Origin of the sequence: Rhizobium sp. NLR16a (assembly GCF_017948245.1) — a bacterium.
Taxonomy (GTDB): Bacteria; Pseudomonadota; Alphaproteobacteria; order Rhizobiales; family Rhizobiaceae; genus Rhizobium.
In genome coordinates, this window is the sequence record NZ_CP072865.1 from 3,498,308 (window position 1) to 3,512,115 (window position 13,808).

A 13,808-nucleotide genomic window follows, 5' to 3' on the forward strand; every position below is an offset into this window, starting at 1 on the left:
AGTCAACGGCAAAACCGGCCTTTGGTTCCGGGCCTGGCATACCGGGATTACTTGGTTCAGATCGAGAGATACCGCTTCTGCCACGGCAGCATCTTTTCCTGCCATGCGCGCGGCGTGAACTCGTCATAAGCGGTCTCGGCGATCGCCAGCATCCAATTGCGGCCCTTGCGGGCCAACAGCACGCAGGACAATTCCATGCCAGGCTCGACGGCAATGGAAGGGCGGTTAGCGCCAGGAATATCCAATCCCTTGTCGCGCCACTGGATGACGATCTCATCGGGCTCGGATGTCCATTCACCCGAGGCGACGGAGGCCTTGCCGTCGGTATTGAAGCGGAGCGGCGGCGCCACAAGGTTCAAGAAGCTGCCGTCATTATGGTAATTGCTGTCGATCTCGCCGGCGGTGCTCTTGCCCTTTCCCGACAGAACCAAGTCCTGGCCGCATCGAATGAATATGTTGCGCCGGAGGCTCCCGGACCATGGACGATTGGCGAAAAAGGCGATGTCGCAGCCGCTGATGACGTTGTCGTGGATGTCGATGTCCTTGCGAAATGCCCGCTCCTGGTCGGAAAAGCCGCTCAGGCTGATGCCGCGATTGTTGTTCTCGATCCAATTGTCATAGACGTGATGGCCGGTACGGTCTGCCTTGTCGCCGATGCCGTAACCGAAGGAATAGTCGTTCATCCTGCCGTCGCGCATGATGTTGCTGCGCACCACGGCATCGTCGCCGATCGATGAAAAGGAGAAATTCTTGCCGCCGATGAAGTTGTACTCGACGAGATATTTCCGGGTTTTATCGCAGACCAGGGCGCCTTTGTTCGAGGTGCTCGTCGGCGACTGCAGGAAGAGGTTGCCGCGGATCACCACGTCCGAACTGATATTGTCGTCGCTGTTCTGATAGGCGAACTGGCAGCAGTCCGCGCCCTCGCCCGGAGCCGCCCCCATACGGTTGTTTTCCAGAAGAACGTTCTTCGTCTTCGTCAGATAAATGCCATCGCCCCTGACATTCTCCGTTTCGCAGCGTCTGACGACGAGGTTGCTGCCGTTGTGAAACTTGAAGCCACGAGGCGAGTTCTTGACGACGACGTCTTCGACCACCGTGTCGGAAAACACCTGATAGGCGACGCCGATATCCTCTGCACCGTCGATGACCTCAGCCCGGGTGGACGCGCCGTGAACTTTTTTTCGCAGGACTGCGGGCATCGGATCTCCATCGACGCGGTTACCGCAGCGCCGCGCATCGTCTCAGATGCGCCAAGGGTGCGGCTGGGCTTTGAGCTGCTGCAGCATTATCCTTAAATCAATTCCGATCTAAGACATACGCAGTCGCGTCGAATTAATGCAGGGCATGTGGCAGGAGTTTGACGGCCTGCCTCGACTTTGCACGCCGCCATGCGACCTCAGAGGCCCACGCCTTGCGATCGGTCACCGCGTTTCGAGTATCCGCATCAACCGGCCGCGATAGCTGTCCAGGATAACGGCAAGCACGATGACGGCGCCGATGACGATCGGCTTGATGTTGTCGTCGGCGCCCAGCAGCTGCAATCCCGTCGACAGCACCTGCAGAATGCAGGCACCGACCAGCGTTCCGACAATCGAGCCCTTGCCGCCCGAGAGGCTGGTTCCGCCGATAATGACCGCGGCGATGGCGTTCAACTCATAGCCGATGCCCGCAACCGGGCTGCCGACATTGAGGCGAAGCAGGTAAACCATGGCTGCGATGCCGGCGGTCAGGCCCGAGATGGTGAACACCGCGATCTTGTAGCGTTTCGGCTCATGCCCCGACAGCCGCACAGCCTCTTCGTTGGTGCCGATCGCGAAGACGAAACGTCCGAACACGGTATAACGCAGGACGAACCAGCCGGCGAGGACGACGATGATGGCAATCAGGAAGATCGACGGGAAGACGCCCCAGAAGATCAGGTTTCCGAAATCCACGAAAGGCTGCGGCAGGCCGGTGATGGTGGAGTTGTCGCTGACGACGCGGGCCAGGCCGCTGGCGACATTCAGCATGCCGAGCGTGACGATGAAGGACGGCAGTTTCCACTTTTCGCAGACCCAGCCGTTGATGGCGCCAAGGATCGCGCCGGTGCCCATCGAGGCGAGCGAAGCGAGCACGATCGCCTGCCAGGGCGAGAGCCTGGGGTCGATCATGATCGTCGCGCCGATGACCGTGCATAGCGCCAGCAGCGAGCCGACCGAGAGGTCGATGCCGCCGACCAGGATGACGAAGGTCATGCCCGAGGCAAGCACGGTGTTGATGGCAATCTGCACGAAGATTTTCAGGAAATTCTCAGGCGTCGCGAAATACGGCGCCGTCGCCGAGAAGAAGGCGACGATCAGGACGAGGGCGATGGCAACGCCTGCCTCTTTCATCGAGATCCGGATCAGCTTGTCCCAGAAGCCCGTCTCTTTCGCTTCGACCTTGGTTTCAATGTTGCCGGACACGACTGTACTCCTTGTAAGCGAGTGAGAGGATCCTGCTCTCTTCGAATTGATCCCGTGCGATTTCGCCGGCGATCTTGCCGTCCGACAGGACGATGATGCGATGGCAGATGCCAATGAGCTCCGGCAGATCCGAGGATACGACCAGAACACCCTTTCCTTCCGCGGCAAACTTCCAGAGAAGGTCGTAGATTTCGGCTTTCGCGCCGACATCGATGCCGCGGGTCGGCTCATCGAAAATCAGCACCTTGGGGCCGCGGAACAGCCATTTGGCGATCACCACCTTCTGCTGATTGCCGCCCGAAAACGTCCTGACCCGCTGATGGACGGATGGTGTTTTGATGCGCAACTCGCGCACGAGACGCTGCGCGTTTTCGTTCTCCATCCTGCGGCTGATCAGCCCCTTGCGGGAAATCTTGGCGAGATCGGTAACCGTGGTGTTTTCTGCGCAGCTCATGTCGAGCATCAGGCCCTGCAGCTTGCGGTCTTCCGTCGCCAGGCACAGGCCGGCGGCAACCGCATCTTTCGGCGAATGGATCGCAACCAGTTCGCCGTCGATGCGGATTTCGCCCCCGGCCTTGGCGTCGGCGCCGAATATGGCGCGGACCGCCTCTGTCCGGCCGCTACCCACAAGGCCGGCAATGCCGACGATTTCGCCCTTGGCCACTGAGAACGACAATTCCGGGCTGTTTCGGGTCACTTTCAGACCGGAAACGCCGAGCGCCTCGCCGAACACGGCGCTGTCACTGCGAAAGACGCCATGATCCGAGAGCGTTCGCCCGACCATCAGCTCGACGATGTCGGGGATGGCCAAGCCGGACAACGGTCGCGTGATGACATGCTGGCCGTCGCGCAGCACCGTCACATCGTCCCCGACTTCAAAAATCTCCTCGAGCCTGTGGGATATGTAAAGCGTCGTCACCCCACGCGCCTTCAGACGCTTCAGAATTTCGAACAGCCGGTCAACTTCCTTGGACGTCAAGGTTGCCGTCGGCTCGTCGAGAACGAGCAGCTTGCTTTCATAGCAGAGCGCCTTGGCGATTTCGAGCAGCTGCAACTGCGCGACGCTGAGACGGCTGGCGAGCGTCGTCGGCGCCACATCGAGGCCAACTTCCGCCAGCAATTCGGCCGCCCGGCGGTTCATCTGCCGGTAATCCACCAGGCCGTATCGCCGCGGAAGATGTTCGAAGAGCAGATTTTCGGCGACGCTGAGATTGGAAAGGGGGTGGAGCTCCTGGTGGATGATGCGGATGCCGGCCTTGAAGGCCTCCAGCGGCGAGGCAGGATGATAGGGCCCGCCGTCAAATGTAATCTGCCCGTCGTCCGGCTTGAACACACCGCCCAGCAGGTTGATCAGGGTCGACTTGCCGGCACCATTCTCGCCCAGCAGGACGTGGCCCTTGCCGCGGCCGATCCGCATGGAAACATTCCTGAGCGCCACGACGCCCGGGAAGCGCTTGCCGATCCCCTCCAGCTTCAGGATGTGGTCATCTGCTGCGTCTGACACGTCCCACCTCGTGCATGATCTGTTTGAATTCGAGATGGCCACCATCCGAACATGCACACTCCCAAAGGCCCGCAACGAGCCTCATCGGGAGTAGACGCAATCGGTTGGCAGCTGTCAGCGCCGGCGGGCAGCCGGCGCCTCCTTTCGTCCTAGCTCGGCAATATCGATTATTTGAGGTCGCCGGCGGTAACGAGCTTGATGTCGGTCTTGACCCAGCCGGTGAATTTTTCGCCGGCCAGTTCACGCATACCATAGTCGATGCCCATGACCGCCATCTGCGCGCCATATTGCTCGACAGTGGCAAGCATCTTGCCGTCCTTGATCAGCGGCTGGACCGGCGGGATGTTGTCGAAGCCGACAACCTTGATCTTGCCGGCCTGGCCGGTTGCATCGAGAGCCTTGACGACACCGAGCGCCATGGAGTCGTTGGCCGCCATGACACCCTGAATATCCTTATATTTGGTCAGAAAGTTCGTCATGACGGTGTTGGCTTCTTCGGTCTCCCAATGGGCGGTCTTGCTGTCGAGAAGCTCGAGCTTGCCCGACTTGACGGAGGCCATGAAACCTTCCTTGCGCTCCTTGGCATTGTCGGCCTCGGGATTGCCCTCGAGGATGACGACCTTGGCGCCTGGGCCCAGATCCTTGGCCAGCGCGTCGCCGGCGAGCTTTGCGCCTTCGCGGTTGTCCGGACCGAAGAATGCCAGGTCGATACCGGCTGCCTTCTTGGCATCGGCATCGAGCGGCACGTCGATGTTGATGACCTTGACACCTGATTTCACGGCCTTCGCAAGCGGCGTCGCCATCGCCTTGGAATCGGCCGGGGCGACGACGATGATGTCGTATTTCTGCGTCACGAAGTTTTCGACGGCATCGACCTGGGCGGCAAAATCGCGCTCGTCCTTCATGCCGACGGCCTTGAAGTCGAACTTGTCCTTGTTCTCAGCCGCATATTTATCGGCGCCGGCCTTCATCTGCTTGAAGAACTCATTCGACAGAGACTTCATGATCAGGCCGACCTTCGGCTTGCCGGCCGCAAAAGCGGGCGACACGCCGCAAGACAGTGCGAGCACCAACGTGCCGGCAAGTCCAAGCTTCAATGCCGCACGGCGCGGCGTACGCATCAGGACGGAATCACGCTTCGTAGATTGGGACATTTCTCTCCTCCGAACGGTTCCGGGCCTATCCTCACCTGAGTGCCTTCGAAATGAACCGTTTCCAACAGCACTTGGGTAACAACGCCCCGCAGGATTGTCAAGGCAGCGAAAATGGCCGCATATGGAAGAATGAGGCGCCTGTTGATGAACCGTTTCCATTGAATGCCGGCGTTCCTCGTGTTATGCAAACGCCGTCAAATTGACTGCGGCCCTTTGACGAAGGCGATGGAGACCATTAGCTGAAGCCTCATCGGGTGCCTCCGCGTCCCCGAGACCCAAAATGAAGGGACATATTCTTCCATTATGCCAAAGGTCGGAATTCGAGACGTTGCCAAACTTGCCGGCGTTTCCACCGGGACCGTCTCACGGGTGCTGAATGACCACCCCGCCGTGACCGATGAACTGAGGGCACGCGTCAGACGCATCATCGACGAACTCGGCTACAGGCCCGACCCGTCGGCCCGAAGCATGCGCAGCAAGGTCAGCCGGCTCATCGGCATCGTCATTCCCGATCTTACCAATCCGTTCTTCTCGGAACTCGTGCAGTCGGCCGAGCAGGCGGCGGCAAGCCATGGCTATAACATCATCGTCATGACTTCGTTTGACGATGCGACCAAGGAAGCAGACCGCATAGGTCAGCTGACAAGCCGAAAAGTGGACGGTATCATCCTGGTTCCCAGCAATGATTTCCATACGCTGAAGCTGCCGAAGGGCTTGCCGATCGTCGTCGTCGACCGCCTCATGCCAGGATATTCCGGGATCGCTTCAAACCACCGGGCGGGCGTGCGTCTCGGCGTCGAGCATCTCTTGAAGCTCGGCCATCGCCGCATCGGCTTCATCTCGGGACCGAGACATTCCGTGCCTGCCAACGATCGCCTTACAGGTTACCTTGACGCCATGGGGCAGCCCGACGACGGCGGACAAACAGGGTCGCCGCTGATCGCAGAGGCGGCTTTCGACTATGAAAGCGGACGATCGGCGGGAAACTATCTGCTGGCACGCGCCCGCAGCGAGCGGCCGACAGCCATTTTCGCAAGTTCGGATCAGCAGGCGATCGGCTGCATGAGAGCGGCACATGATCTGGGGATACCGATACCCGCAGCCCTTTCGATCGTCGGATTCGACGGCATCCCGCTCTCGAGCATGACCACGCCGCGCCTGACAACCGTCAAGCAGCCGATCCAAAAGATTGCCGCAGCAGCGGTCGCCGTCCTGCTGAACAGGCAACCGACGCCAGACCTCGACCACCCGATCCTGCTCGCTTGCGAGCTTTCGGAGGGGGAAACGACCGCTCCCCCGCAACCCGATTGAGCGCCGGGCCGTTCGTATGGTTTTCCGCTACTACTCACGCGGACGCGAGCTGCGTATCCGTCGCAACGCGCAGCGATCCTCCATCACCACAATGACTACTGCCAGCGCTCGGAGCGTGCGCGTCCGACCTCTCGCCGACATTCCGAAGCGAAGGAATGCTGTTGACGGATATCCTACAAGTGGATATCTCTCTAACATCTCCATTGCGGACGGAATGAGAACGCATGTCGCTGAAATCCATGAAACCCCTCGCCCGCGCGCCCCTACTTCACGTCTCGGTGCAGGAAAGCCTGCGGGCCTATATCAGCGACAACGGGTTGAAGCCCGGCACGCTGCTTCCGCCTGAATCCGACCTGGCGAACCAGCTCGGCGTCAGCCGCAATTCCCTGCGTGAAGGCATCAAGGCGCTGGAATCGCTCGGCGTGCTGGAATCGCGCCGTGGTGTCGGCATCTTCGTCAAGGCATTCTCATTCGAGCCGCTGCTCGACAATCTCGCTTATGGCCTCGGCGGCGCCTTGCGCCAGATCGAAGAAGTGATCGAGATCCGGCGAACGCTGGAAGTCGGGCTGATCGGCAAGACGGTTGAGATGATCGGCGACGACGATATTGCCGAGCTGCGCGCCACGGTGGAGCGCATGCGGGTCCATGCGGAACGGGGTCAATCCTTTGCCGACGAAGACCAGCTTTTCCACACCCTGCTCTTCCGCTGCCAGAACAACGAGACCCTTGCGCGGCTGATCGACGTGTTCTGGCTCGCCTTCTACAAGGCGTCCGATTTCGTCAACCTCGACAATGTCGACCCCGTCGCCACCTGGAGGGATCACGCGGCGATCGTCGATGCCATCGAGGCAAGGGATGTCGCGGAAGCGCAGAAGCGCCTGGACCGCCATTATGACGGCATTTCCCGGGTGATCGCAGCCAACAAGAAAAGTGCCAATGTGGGAGGAGCACAATGAAACGACTGCAAAGACTATCATCGGCCATCGCATTGAGTGCCTTGATGGCGACGACCGTTGCCCCGGCCTTCATCGGCCCAGCGAAGGCAGCCACGCTGTCCGGCGGCTTCGATGTCGGCCCGGGTGGTTTTCAGGGCAATTTCAATCCGCTTGCCGCAACGGGCGGCTTCACATGGCTCAGCGTCTATTTCGAGCCGCTGGTGACCTATGACGCGAAGCTCGAGAAGGTGGTCGGCCAGCTCGCCTCGTCCTACGAGGTCAGTCCCGACCAATTGACCTACGCCTTCACGCTTGTCGACGCGAAATGGCATGACGGCAAGCCCTTCACGGCAAAGGACGCCAAGTTCACCATCGAGCTCGCCAAGAACGCCAAGACCGGCTCCGTTCTGGCAGCGCGGCTGAGCGCCGTTTCCTCGGTCGAGGCCAAGGACGACAACACCCTGATCATCAAGCTCTCCGCCCCGTCCGCAAGCCTGATGGACACCCTGACGAAGGTGATGATGCTGCCGGAACACGCACTTTCGCAGATCCCGGCCGATCAGCTCGCCAAGAACACATGGTGGTCCACCGCGCCGATCGGCACCGGGCCGTTCAAGTTCAGCAAATATGTCACCGATCAATATGTCGAACTTGTCGCCAATACCGACTACCGAGGCGGCCAACCGGCGCTCGAAAAGATCATCAACCGCTATTTTGCCAATCCGGCAGCGGCGATCGCCGCACTTCGTGCCGGCGAAATCCAGTTCACCTACGTCGATTCCAACGATCTGAAGGCCTTCGACAACAACAAGGATTTCCGCGTCATCGAAGGCAACTCCTTCGTCGTCAACTATCTCGGCTTCAACCACGACTCGCCGATCTGGAAAGATGTTCGGGTCCGTCAGGCAGTGATGTACGCGATCAATCGCGATGCCATCATCCAGAGCCTTTACGGCGGCGCCGCCGAACCGGCAAACTGCGCCTATGTCGCCGATCAGGTGGTGCCGAAAGGCATCGAGACCTATGCCTATGATCCGGAAAAGGCCAAGCAGCTGCTGAAGGACGCCGGCTGGGATGAGATCAACGGCAACAAGCCGGTCACCCTGCTGACCTATTACACGACGCCGCTTGCCGCCAATGTCATGGCGGCGGTCCAGGCAATGCTCGCCCAGGTCGGCATCAACGTAACGCCGCGTGCCGTCGACACGCCGACCTATAACAGCATCGTGCTCAATCCGACGCCTGATGTCGCGCAGTTCCAGATGGTCTATGCCGGACTTCAGAACGGCCCGGATCCGGGCAGCATCAATGTCGGCCTCAACGAAAAGCAGATCCCGCCGGCCGGCCCGAACGTCGCGCGCGTGCGCATGCCGGTGCTGACGGCTGCTCTAGACGCAGCGCTTGGCGAGACGGATGCCGCAAAGCGCTCCGCCCGTTATCAGGATGTCTGCAAGGTGATGAACAAGGAACTGCCCTGGGGTCCGCTGTGGGTGGCGAAACGATATGGCGTCGCCTCCGCCAGGCTGAAGGACTTCATCTGGACGCCCGCTCCCGGTGGCGGCCCTTACCAGGCGCATCCGGAGAAATGGGCGATCGCCGAATAGGGCGTCACGCATCCTGAGAAGCAAAGGGCGGCCGGGTCACTGCAGCGCCACGCGTCTTCCGAGGCGCAGTGGCCCGCCCGCACGGGAACGGAATTCATGCTGAGATACAGTCTCCGGCGCCTGCTGATCGGAGTGGGCATGCTGCTTGCCTTGAGCGTGCTGATCTTCGCCATGCTGCGCCTCACGCCCGGCGATCCGATCGACGCCTATATCGATCCCAATATTCCGATGTCGTCGTCGGATCTTGCCGAGCTGCGCGCCACGCTCGGACTCGATCAGCCGCTGCCGGTGCAGTATCTTGGCTGGCTGCGGCAGGCGCTGACGGGAAATCTCGGCTATTCGATCAAGCGGCCGGACCAGCCAGTGCTCGGCCTCGTGCTCTCGCGCGTCGGCCCGACAGTGCTCTTGATGGGATCGGCGATTGCGATCGCGATCGTTGCGGGGATCGCCACCGGCGTCATCAGCGCGGTTCGCCGCAATTCCGTCGCGGACCTGTCCCTGTCAGTCTTCGCCGTCACCGGTATTTCAAGTCCACCCTTCCTCAGCGCTCTTGTCGGCCTCTATCTCTTTTCGGTCTATTTCAACTGGATGCCCTCGGGCGGCATGCTGACGCCAGGCCAGGAATTCTCCATCGCCGACCTTCTCCATCACCTGATCCTGCCCGCGACATTGCTGGCCGTCGCCCAGACAGCGCTGATCATGCGCTATATGCGCGCTTCCATGCTGGAGGTTCTGAGCCAGGATTATGTGCGTACCGCGCGCGCCAAAGGCGTCTTCGAATTCTGGGTCATCACCAAGCACGCCCTGCGCAACGCGCTGCTTCCCGTCATTACGCTGATCGGCTCGACCATCGGCCTTGCGATCGGTGGCGCGATCTTCATCGAAAGCGTCTTCAACTGGCCCGGCATGGGCCTGCTCATGGTCGATGCGGTGGAGGGCCGCGACTATCCGGTCATCATGGGTTCGACGCTGGTGATCGGTGCCTGCGTCATCGTCGTCAATCTTCTGACCGATCTAGCCTATGCGGTGGTCGATCCGCGGATCAAGGTGGGGTGAGCGATGCTGGCACGAAGCCCTGCCCGCAGCCCGGGCCCGATCATACGCTCCTTGCATCGCTTTCTGCTCAACCGGACCGCGCTGCTCGGCCTCGGCATGATCGCGCTGATGATCGTCGCAATCCTTTCCTATCCGCTGTGGTGGAGCTTCAAACCCAACGACATCGATCTCATGGCAATGAATGCGCAGCCGGGGCCGGGACACTGGTTCGGCACTGACGGGGTCGGCCGCGACATCCTTGCCCGGGTCCTGGACGGCGGTCGCATTTCGCTGCTGGTGGCCCTCACCTCGACCGTCATGTCCGCCATCATCGGTTTCCTGGTCGGCGCCGTCTCGGCGCTTGCCGGCCGCTTTGCAGATGCGGTCACGATGCGGTTCGTCGATCTCGTCATGACGCTGCCGCCGGTCATCTTCCTGCTGGTGCTCGCCTCGATCGCCGGCACCGGCATCTGGCCGACGGTCTTTGTCATCTCACTTCTCTCCTGGCCTCTGCTGGCGCGCATGGTGCGCTCGCGGCTGCTCGAACTTCGCGAACGTGACTTCGTGATGGCCGCGAGAGGCATGGGGGCGGGTCTGCCGCATCTCCTCTTCCGCCACGGCCTGCCGAACTCGATCGACATCCTCGTCGTCTTCGCGACGCTGCAGATCGCCAATGCCATCCTGCTCGAGGCCGGCCTTTCCTTCCTCGGTCTCGGCATTGCGCCACCGGCGGCAAGCTGGGGCAACATGCTGAATGCTGCCCGCTCTACCGCCGTGCTCGAACAATATCCCTGGCAATGGCTGTTTCCCGGCGGATTCCTGGTGCTTGCCGTCCTTGCAATCAACTTCATTGGCGATGGTCTTCGTGATGCCTTCGACCCTCGCACCGAACTAAACTGACGATCGAAAGAAAGCGAAAATGAGCAAATTCAAGGGTGTCGTTCCTCCCGTCATAACCCCGCTGAACAAGGATTACACGGTCGATTACCCGTCCTACACACGGGTGCTCGAAAACCTGATCGAGGCCGGATGCCATGGCCTGTTCGTGCTCGGCTCGACCAGCGAGGTGATCTTCCACGACGAAAGGACCCGGAAGGAAATCATCGAGCACTCGGCCAAAGTCATCAATGGTCGCGTACCGCTGATCGTCGGCGTCATCGACCCAACCACCGACAGGGTCATCAACCATGCCAGGATCGCGAAGTCGGCCGGCGCCGACGCGGTTGTCGTCACGGCGCCGTTCTACACCGTCACCAGCCAGTCCGAGATCATCGATCACTTCCGCTATATCCGCGATGCCGTCGACGTGCCGCTGATCGCCTACGACATTCCCGTCTGCGTGCATGTGAAACTGCAGCGCCAGACCAGCGTGACGCTGGCGAAGGAGGGAACGATCGTCGGCATCAAGGATTCGAGCGGCGACGACGGCAACTTCCGTTACGTGCTGCTCGATCTCGCGGGCAACAACGAGGTCTTCCTGATGACGGGCTCCGAAATCGTCGTCGACACGGCACTGCAGATGGGCGCCCATGGCGTCGTGCCCGGCATCGCCAATGTCGATCCGCATGGCTACGTCAGGCTCTGGAACGCCGCCCAGCGTGGCGACTGGGTCGCGGCCCGCAAGGAGCAGGAGCGCCTCTGCCGGCTCTTCGAGATCGTCTCAGTCGGGGCGGGCCGCGTCAGCGGCGGCGCCGCCGGCATCGGCGCCTTCAAGGCGGCGATGAAGAGCCTCGGCATCATCGACACGGCGCTGATGCCGCGTCCGAGGGCGGCTCTCAACGAGACTGAAACGACTAGGATCGACGAAATCCTGCGCGCGACCGGCCTGCTTTCCTGATGGATGCCATGCAACAGACCGCCGACACCATTCTCGACGTCAAAGGGCTGCGGACCGTCTTCCGTATCCGCTCGGGCGAAGTGACGGCGGTGAACGGCATCGATCTGACGGTGACTGCCGGCGAGACGCTTGCGCTTGTCGGCGAGTCCGGTTCAGGCAAATCGGTCACCAGCCTTTCGGTCATGCGGCTTCTGACCCGCAATATTGGTGCGATCGCCGCCGGCAGCATCCATTTGAAGCGCAAGAACGGTACGGTCAGCGATCTTGTCGCGCTCATCGAAGAGGACATGCGTGCCATTCGCGGCAATGACATCGGCATGGTCTTTCAGGAGCCGATGTCGAGCCTCAACCCGGTCTACACGATCGGCGACCAGATTTCGGAGCCAATCCGCATCCATCGCCGGGCGGCCCGGAAGGCCGCCATGGATGTGGCCGTCGCCCTTCTCGACAGCGTCGGCATTCCCGATGCCGGGCGCCGCGCCGGTCAATATCCGCACGAGCTCTCCGGCGGCATGCGCCAGCGCGCCACGATCGCCATGGCCCTTGCCTGCGACCCGACGCTGCTGATCGCCGACGAGCCGACGACGGCGCTCGACGTCACTATCCAGGCGCAGATTCTAGCCCTTCTGCAGACGCTGCAACGCGAACGCGGCATGGCCATGCTCTTCGTCACCCATAATCTCGGCGTCGTCGCCGAAATCGCGCATCGGGTGGCGGTGATGTATGCCGGCCGGATCGTCGAGACCGGGCCGGTGGCCGAGGTTTTCCGCAATCCGAGACATCCCTATACGATCGGCCTCCTGGCCTCGATGCCGAAACTCGGCGATGCGAGCCGGATGAAGCAGGCGGGCGAAAGGTTGGCGGCCATTCCCGGCGTCGTGCCGAGCCTGATGAACATGCCGGCCGGCTGCGCTTTCCAGCCACGCTGCAAATTTGCCATCGACTCCTGCCGCCCGGCGGTGCCACCGCTGGCCGAGGTCAATCCGCGCCACCAGAGCCGCTGCATTCGCTGGCAGGAGATCAGATGAGCGAGCCCCTTCTCTCCGTCCGCGATCTCGGCAAGCACTATACGTCCCGCGGAACCAGGCTGACCATCCTGCAGGCCATATCCTTCGATATCGGCAAGGGCGAGGTGGTCGGGCTGGTCGGCGAATCCGGCAGCGGCAAGACCACGATCGGCCGATCGATCCTGCGGCTGGTCGAACCGTCGGCCGGCAGCGTCCGCTTCGACGGTACCGAACTCACCGCCTTGTCCTCATCCGAAATGCGGCGTCTGCGGCCCCGGATGCAATATATTTTCCAAGACCCGTTCGCGAGCCTGTCGCCGCGCATGACAATCGGCGAAATCCTGACCGAGGGGCTGAGGATCCAGGGCTTGGGGACGGCAAGAGAGAGATTAGAACGTGCCCGCGAGGCGCTCGAACAGGTCGATCTTCCGCCGGACGCCGTCAACCGGTATGCCCACGAATTCTCGGGCGGCCAGCGGCAGCGGATCGGCATCGCGCGCGCGCTGACGCTCGCGCCCGAATTCATCGTCGCCGACGAGCCGGTCTCGGCGCTCGATGTTTCGATCCAGGCGCAGGTGATCAATCTTCTGCGCGACCTGCAGCAGCGCCTTGATCTGGCCATGCTGTTCATCAGTCACGACCTCGCCGTGGTCGAATATATCTGCGACCGGGTGATCGTGCTCTATCTCGGCCGGATCATGGAAATCGCGCCCAGTGCCGCGCTTTATGCCAGGCCGCTGCATCCCTATACGCGGGCGCTTCTCTCCGCGATCCCCTCGCCCGATCCCGATGCGCCGCGCGATCGCCAGATCCTGAAGGGCGATATTCCGAGCCCCGCCAATCCGCCGAGCGGTTGCGTCTTCCGCACGCGCTGTCCAAACGCTCTGCCCGCCTGTGGCGAGACCGTGCCGGAGCTGCGCGAAATGAAGCCCGGTCATTTCAAGGCCTGCATCCGTGATGACCTAAATTGAAGG

The 13,808-nt window shown here is 61.4% G+C and carries 12 protein-coding genes; 8 read left to right on the forward strand and 4 right to left on the reverse strand.

Annotated elements, in window-relative coordinates; translation table 11 throughout:
• Window positions 1-56 precede the first annotated feature (56 nt).
• The 4 genes from J7U39_RS16930 to J7U39_RS16945 form a co-directional block, all read right to left on the reverse strand.
• A complete protein-coding gene (locus tag J7U39_RS16930) occupies window positions 57-1,202 on the reverse strand; it encodes a right-handed parallel beta-helix repeat-containing protein (protein ID WP_210629246.1) in 1,146 nt (381 codons plus the stop codon).
• Window positions 1,203-1,424: 222 nt separating this feature from the next.
• Window positions 1,425-2,447: an ABC transporter permease gene (locus J7U39_RS16935; RefSeq protein ID WP_210629247.1), complete on the reverse strand. Its 1,023-nt coding sequence runs from the start codon at window positions 2,445-2,447 to the stop codon at window positions 1,425-1,427.
• The gene (locus tag J7U39_RS16940) at window positions 2,431-3,951 is read right to left on the reverse strand and encodes a sugar ABC transporter ATP-binding protein (protein ID WP_210629248.1); all 1,521 of its coding nucleotides are present in this window, start codon (window positions 3,949-3,951) and stop codon (window positions 2,431-2,433) included. The genes J7U39_RS16935 and J7U39_RS16940 overlap by 17 nt, the downstream gene beginning before the upstream one ends.
• 167 nt (window positions 3,952-4,118) lie before the next feature.
• A complete protein-coding gene (locus J7U39_RS16945) occupies window positions 4,119-5,105 on the reverse strand; it encodes a sugar ABC transporter substrate-binding protein (protein WP_210629249.1) in 987 nt (328 codons plus the stop codon).
• 303 nt (window positions 5,106-5,408) lie between these two features.
• Between J7U39_RS16945 and J7U39_RS16950 the strand changes: the two genes are divergently transcribed.
• From J7U39_RS16950 to J7U39_RS16985, 8 genes are all read left to right on the forward strand, one after another.
• Entirely contained in the window at window positions 5,409-6,416 is a 1,008-nt protein-coding gene (locus tag J7U39_RS16950) for a LacI family DNA-binding transcriptional regulator (RefSeq protein WP_210629250.1), read from the forward strand.
• Between the two features lie 224 nt (window positions 6,417-6,640).
• Entirely contained in the window at window positions 6,641-7,372 is a 732-nt protein-coding gene (locus J7U39_RS16955) for a FadR/GntR family transcriptional regulator (RefSeq protein ID WP_210629251.1), read from the forward strand.
• Window positions 7,369-8,955 (forward strand): ABC transporter substrate-binding protein, encoded by a 1,587-nt coding sequence (locus J7U39_RS16960; protein WP_210629252.1) that lies wholly within the window; start codon window positions 7,369-7,371, stop codon window positions 8,953-8,955. Before J7U39_RS16955 ends, J7U39_RS16960 begins: the two co-directional genes overlap by 4 nt.
• Before the next feature lie 96 nt (window positions 8,956-9,051).
• The gene (locus J7U39_RS16965) at window positions 9,052-10,011 is read left to right on the forward strand and encodes an ABC transporter permease (RefSeq protein WP_210629253.1); all 960 of its coding nucleotides are present in this window, start codon (window positions 9,052-9,054) and stop codon (window positions 10,009-10,011) included.
• Window positions 10,012-10,014: 3 nt separating this feature from the next.
• The gene (locus J7U39_RS16970) at window positions 10,015-10,890 is read left to right on the forward strand and encodes an ABC transporter permease (protein WP_210629254.1); all 876 of its coding nucleotides are present in this window, start codon (window positions 10,015-10,017) and stop codon (window positions 10,888-10,890) included.
• Window positions 10,891-10,909: 19 nt separating this feature from the next.
• Entirely contained in the window at window positions 10,910-11,827 is a 918-nt protein-coding gene (locus J7U39_RS16975; RefSeq protein WP_210629255.1) for a dihydrodipicolinate synthase family protein, read from the forward strand.
• A gap of 8 nt (window positions 11,828-11,835) precedes the next feature.
• On the forward strand, window positions 11,836-12,855 hold the full coding sequence (locus tag J7U39_RS16980) for an ABC transporter ATP-binding protein (RefSeq protein WP_210629256.1): 1,020 nt from the start codon (window positions 11,836-11,838) through the stop codon (window positions 12,853-12,855).
• On the forward strand, window positions 12,852-13,805 hold the full coding sequence (locus J7U39_RS16985) for an oligopeptide/dipeptide ABC transporter ATP-binding protein (RefSeq protein WP_210629257.1): 954 nt from the start codon (window positions 12,852-12,854) through the stop codon (window positions 13,803-13,805). Before J7U39_RS16980 ends, J7U39_RS16985 begins: the two co-directional genes overlap by 4 nt.
• Window positions 13,806-13,808: the final 3 nt, after the last annotated feature.

What these genes read in the sequence shown, in the direction of transcription:
- J7U39_RS16930 (WP_210629246.1), bottom strand. Translation starts at nt 1,202, where the DNA reads ATGCCCGCAGTCCTGCGAAAAAAAGTTCACGGCGCGTCCACCCGGGCT.
- J7U39_RS16945 (WP_210629249.1), bottom strand. Translation starts at nt 5,105, where the DNA reads ATGTCCCAATCTACGAAGCGTGATTCCGTCCTGATGCGTACGCCGCGC.
- J7U39_RS16950 (WP_210629250.1), top strand. Translation starts at nt 5,409, where the DNA reads ATGCCAAAGGTCGGAATTCGAGACGTTGCCAAACTTGCCGGCGTTTCC.
- J7U39_RS16955 (WP_210629251.1), top strand. Translation starts at nt 6,641, where the DNA reads ATGTCGCTGAAATCCATGAAACCCCTCGCCCGCGCGCCCCTACTTCAC.
- J7U39_RS16960 (WP_210629252.1), top strand. Translation starts at nt 7,369, where the DNA reads ATGAAACGACTGCAAAGACTATCATCGGCCATCGCATTGAGTGCCTTG.
- J7U39_RS16965 (WP_210629253.1), top strand. Translation starts at nt 9,052, where the DNA reads ATGCTGAGATACAGTCTCCGGCGCCTGCTGATCGGAGTGGGCATGCTG.
- J7U39_RS16970 (WP_210629254.1), top strand. Translation starts at nt 10,015, where the DNA reads ATGCTGGCACGAAGCCCTGCCCGCAGCCCGGGCCCGATCATACGCTCC.
- J7U39_RS16975 (WP_210629255.1), top strand. Translation starts at nt 10,910, where the DNA reads ATGAGCAAATTCAAGGGTGTCGTTCCTCCCGTCATAACCCCGCTGAAC.
- J7U39_RS16980 (WP_210629256.1), top strand. Translation starts at nt 11,836, where the DNA reads ATGCAACAGACCGCCGACACCATTCTCGACGTCAAAGGGCTGCGGACC.
- J7U39_RS16985 (WP_210629257.1), top strand. Translation starts at nt 12,852, where the DNA reads ATGAGCGAGCCCCTTCTCTCCGTCCGCGATCTCGGCAAGCACTATACG.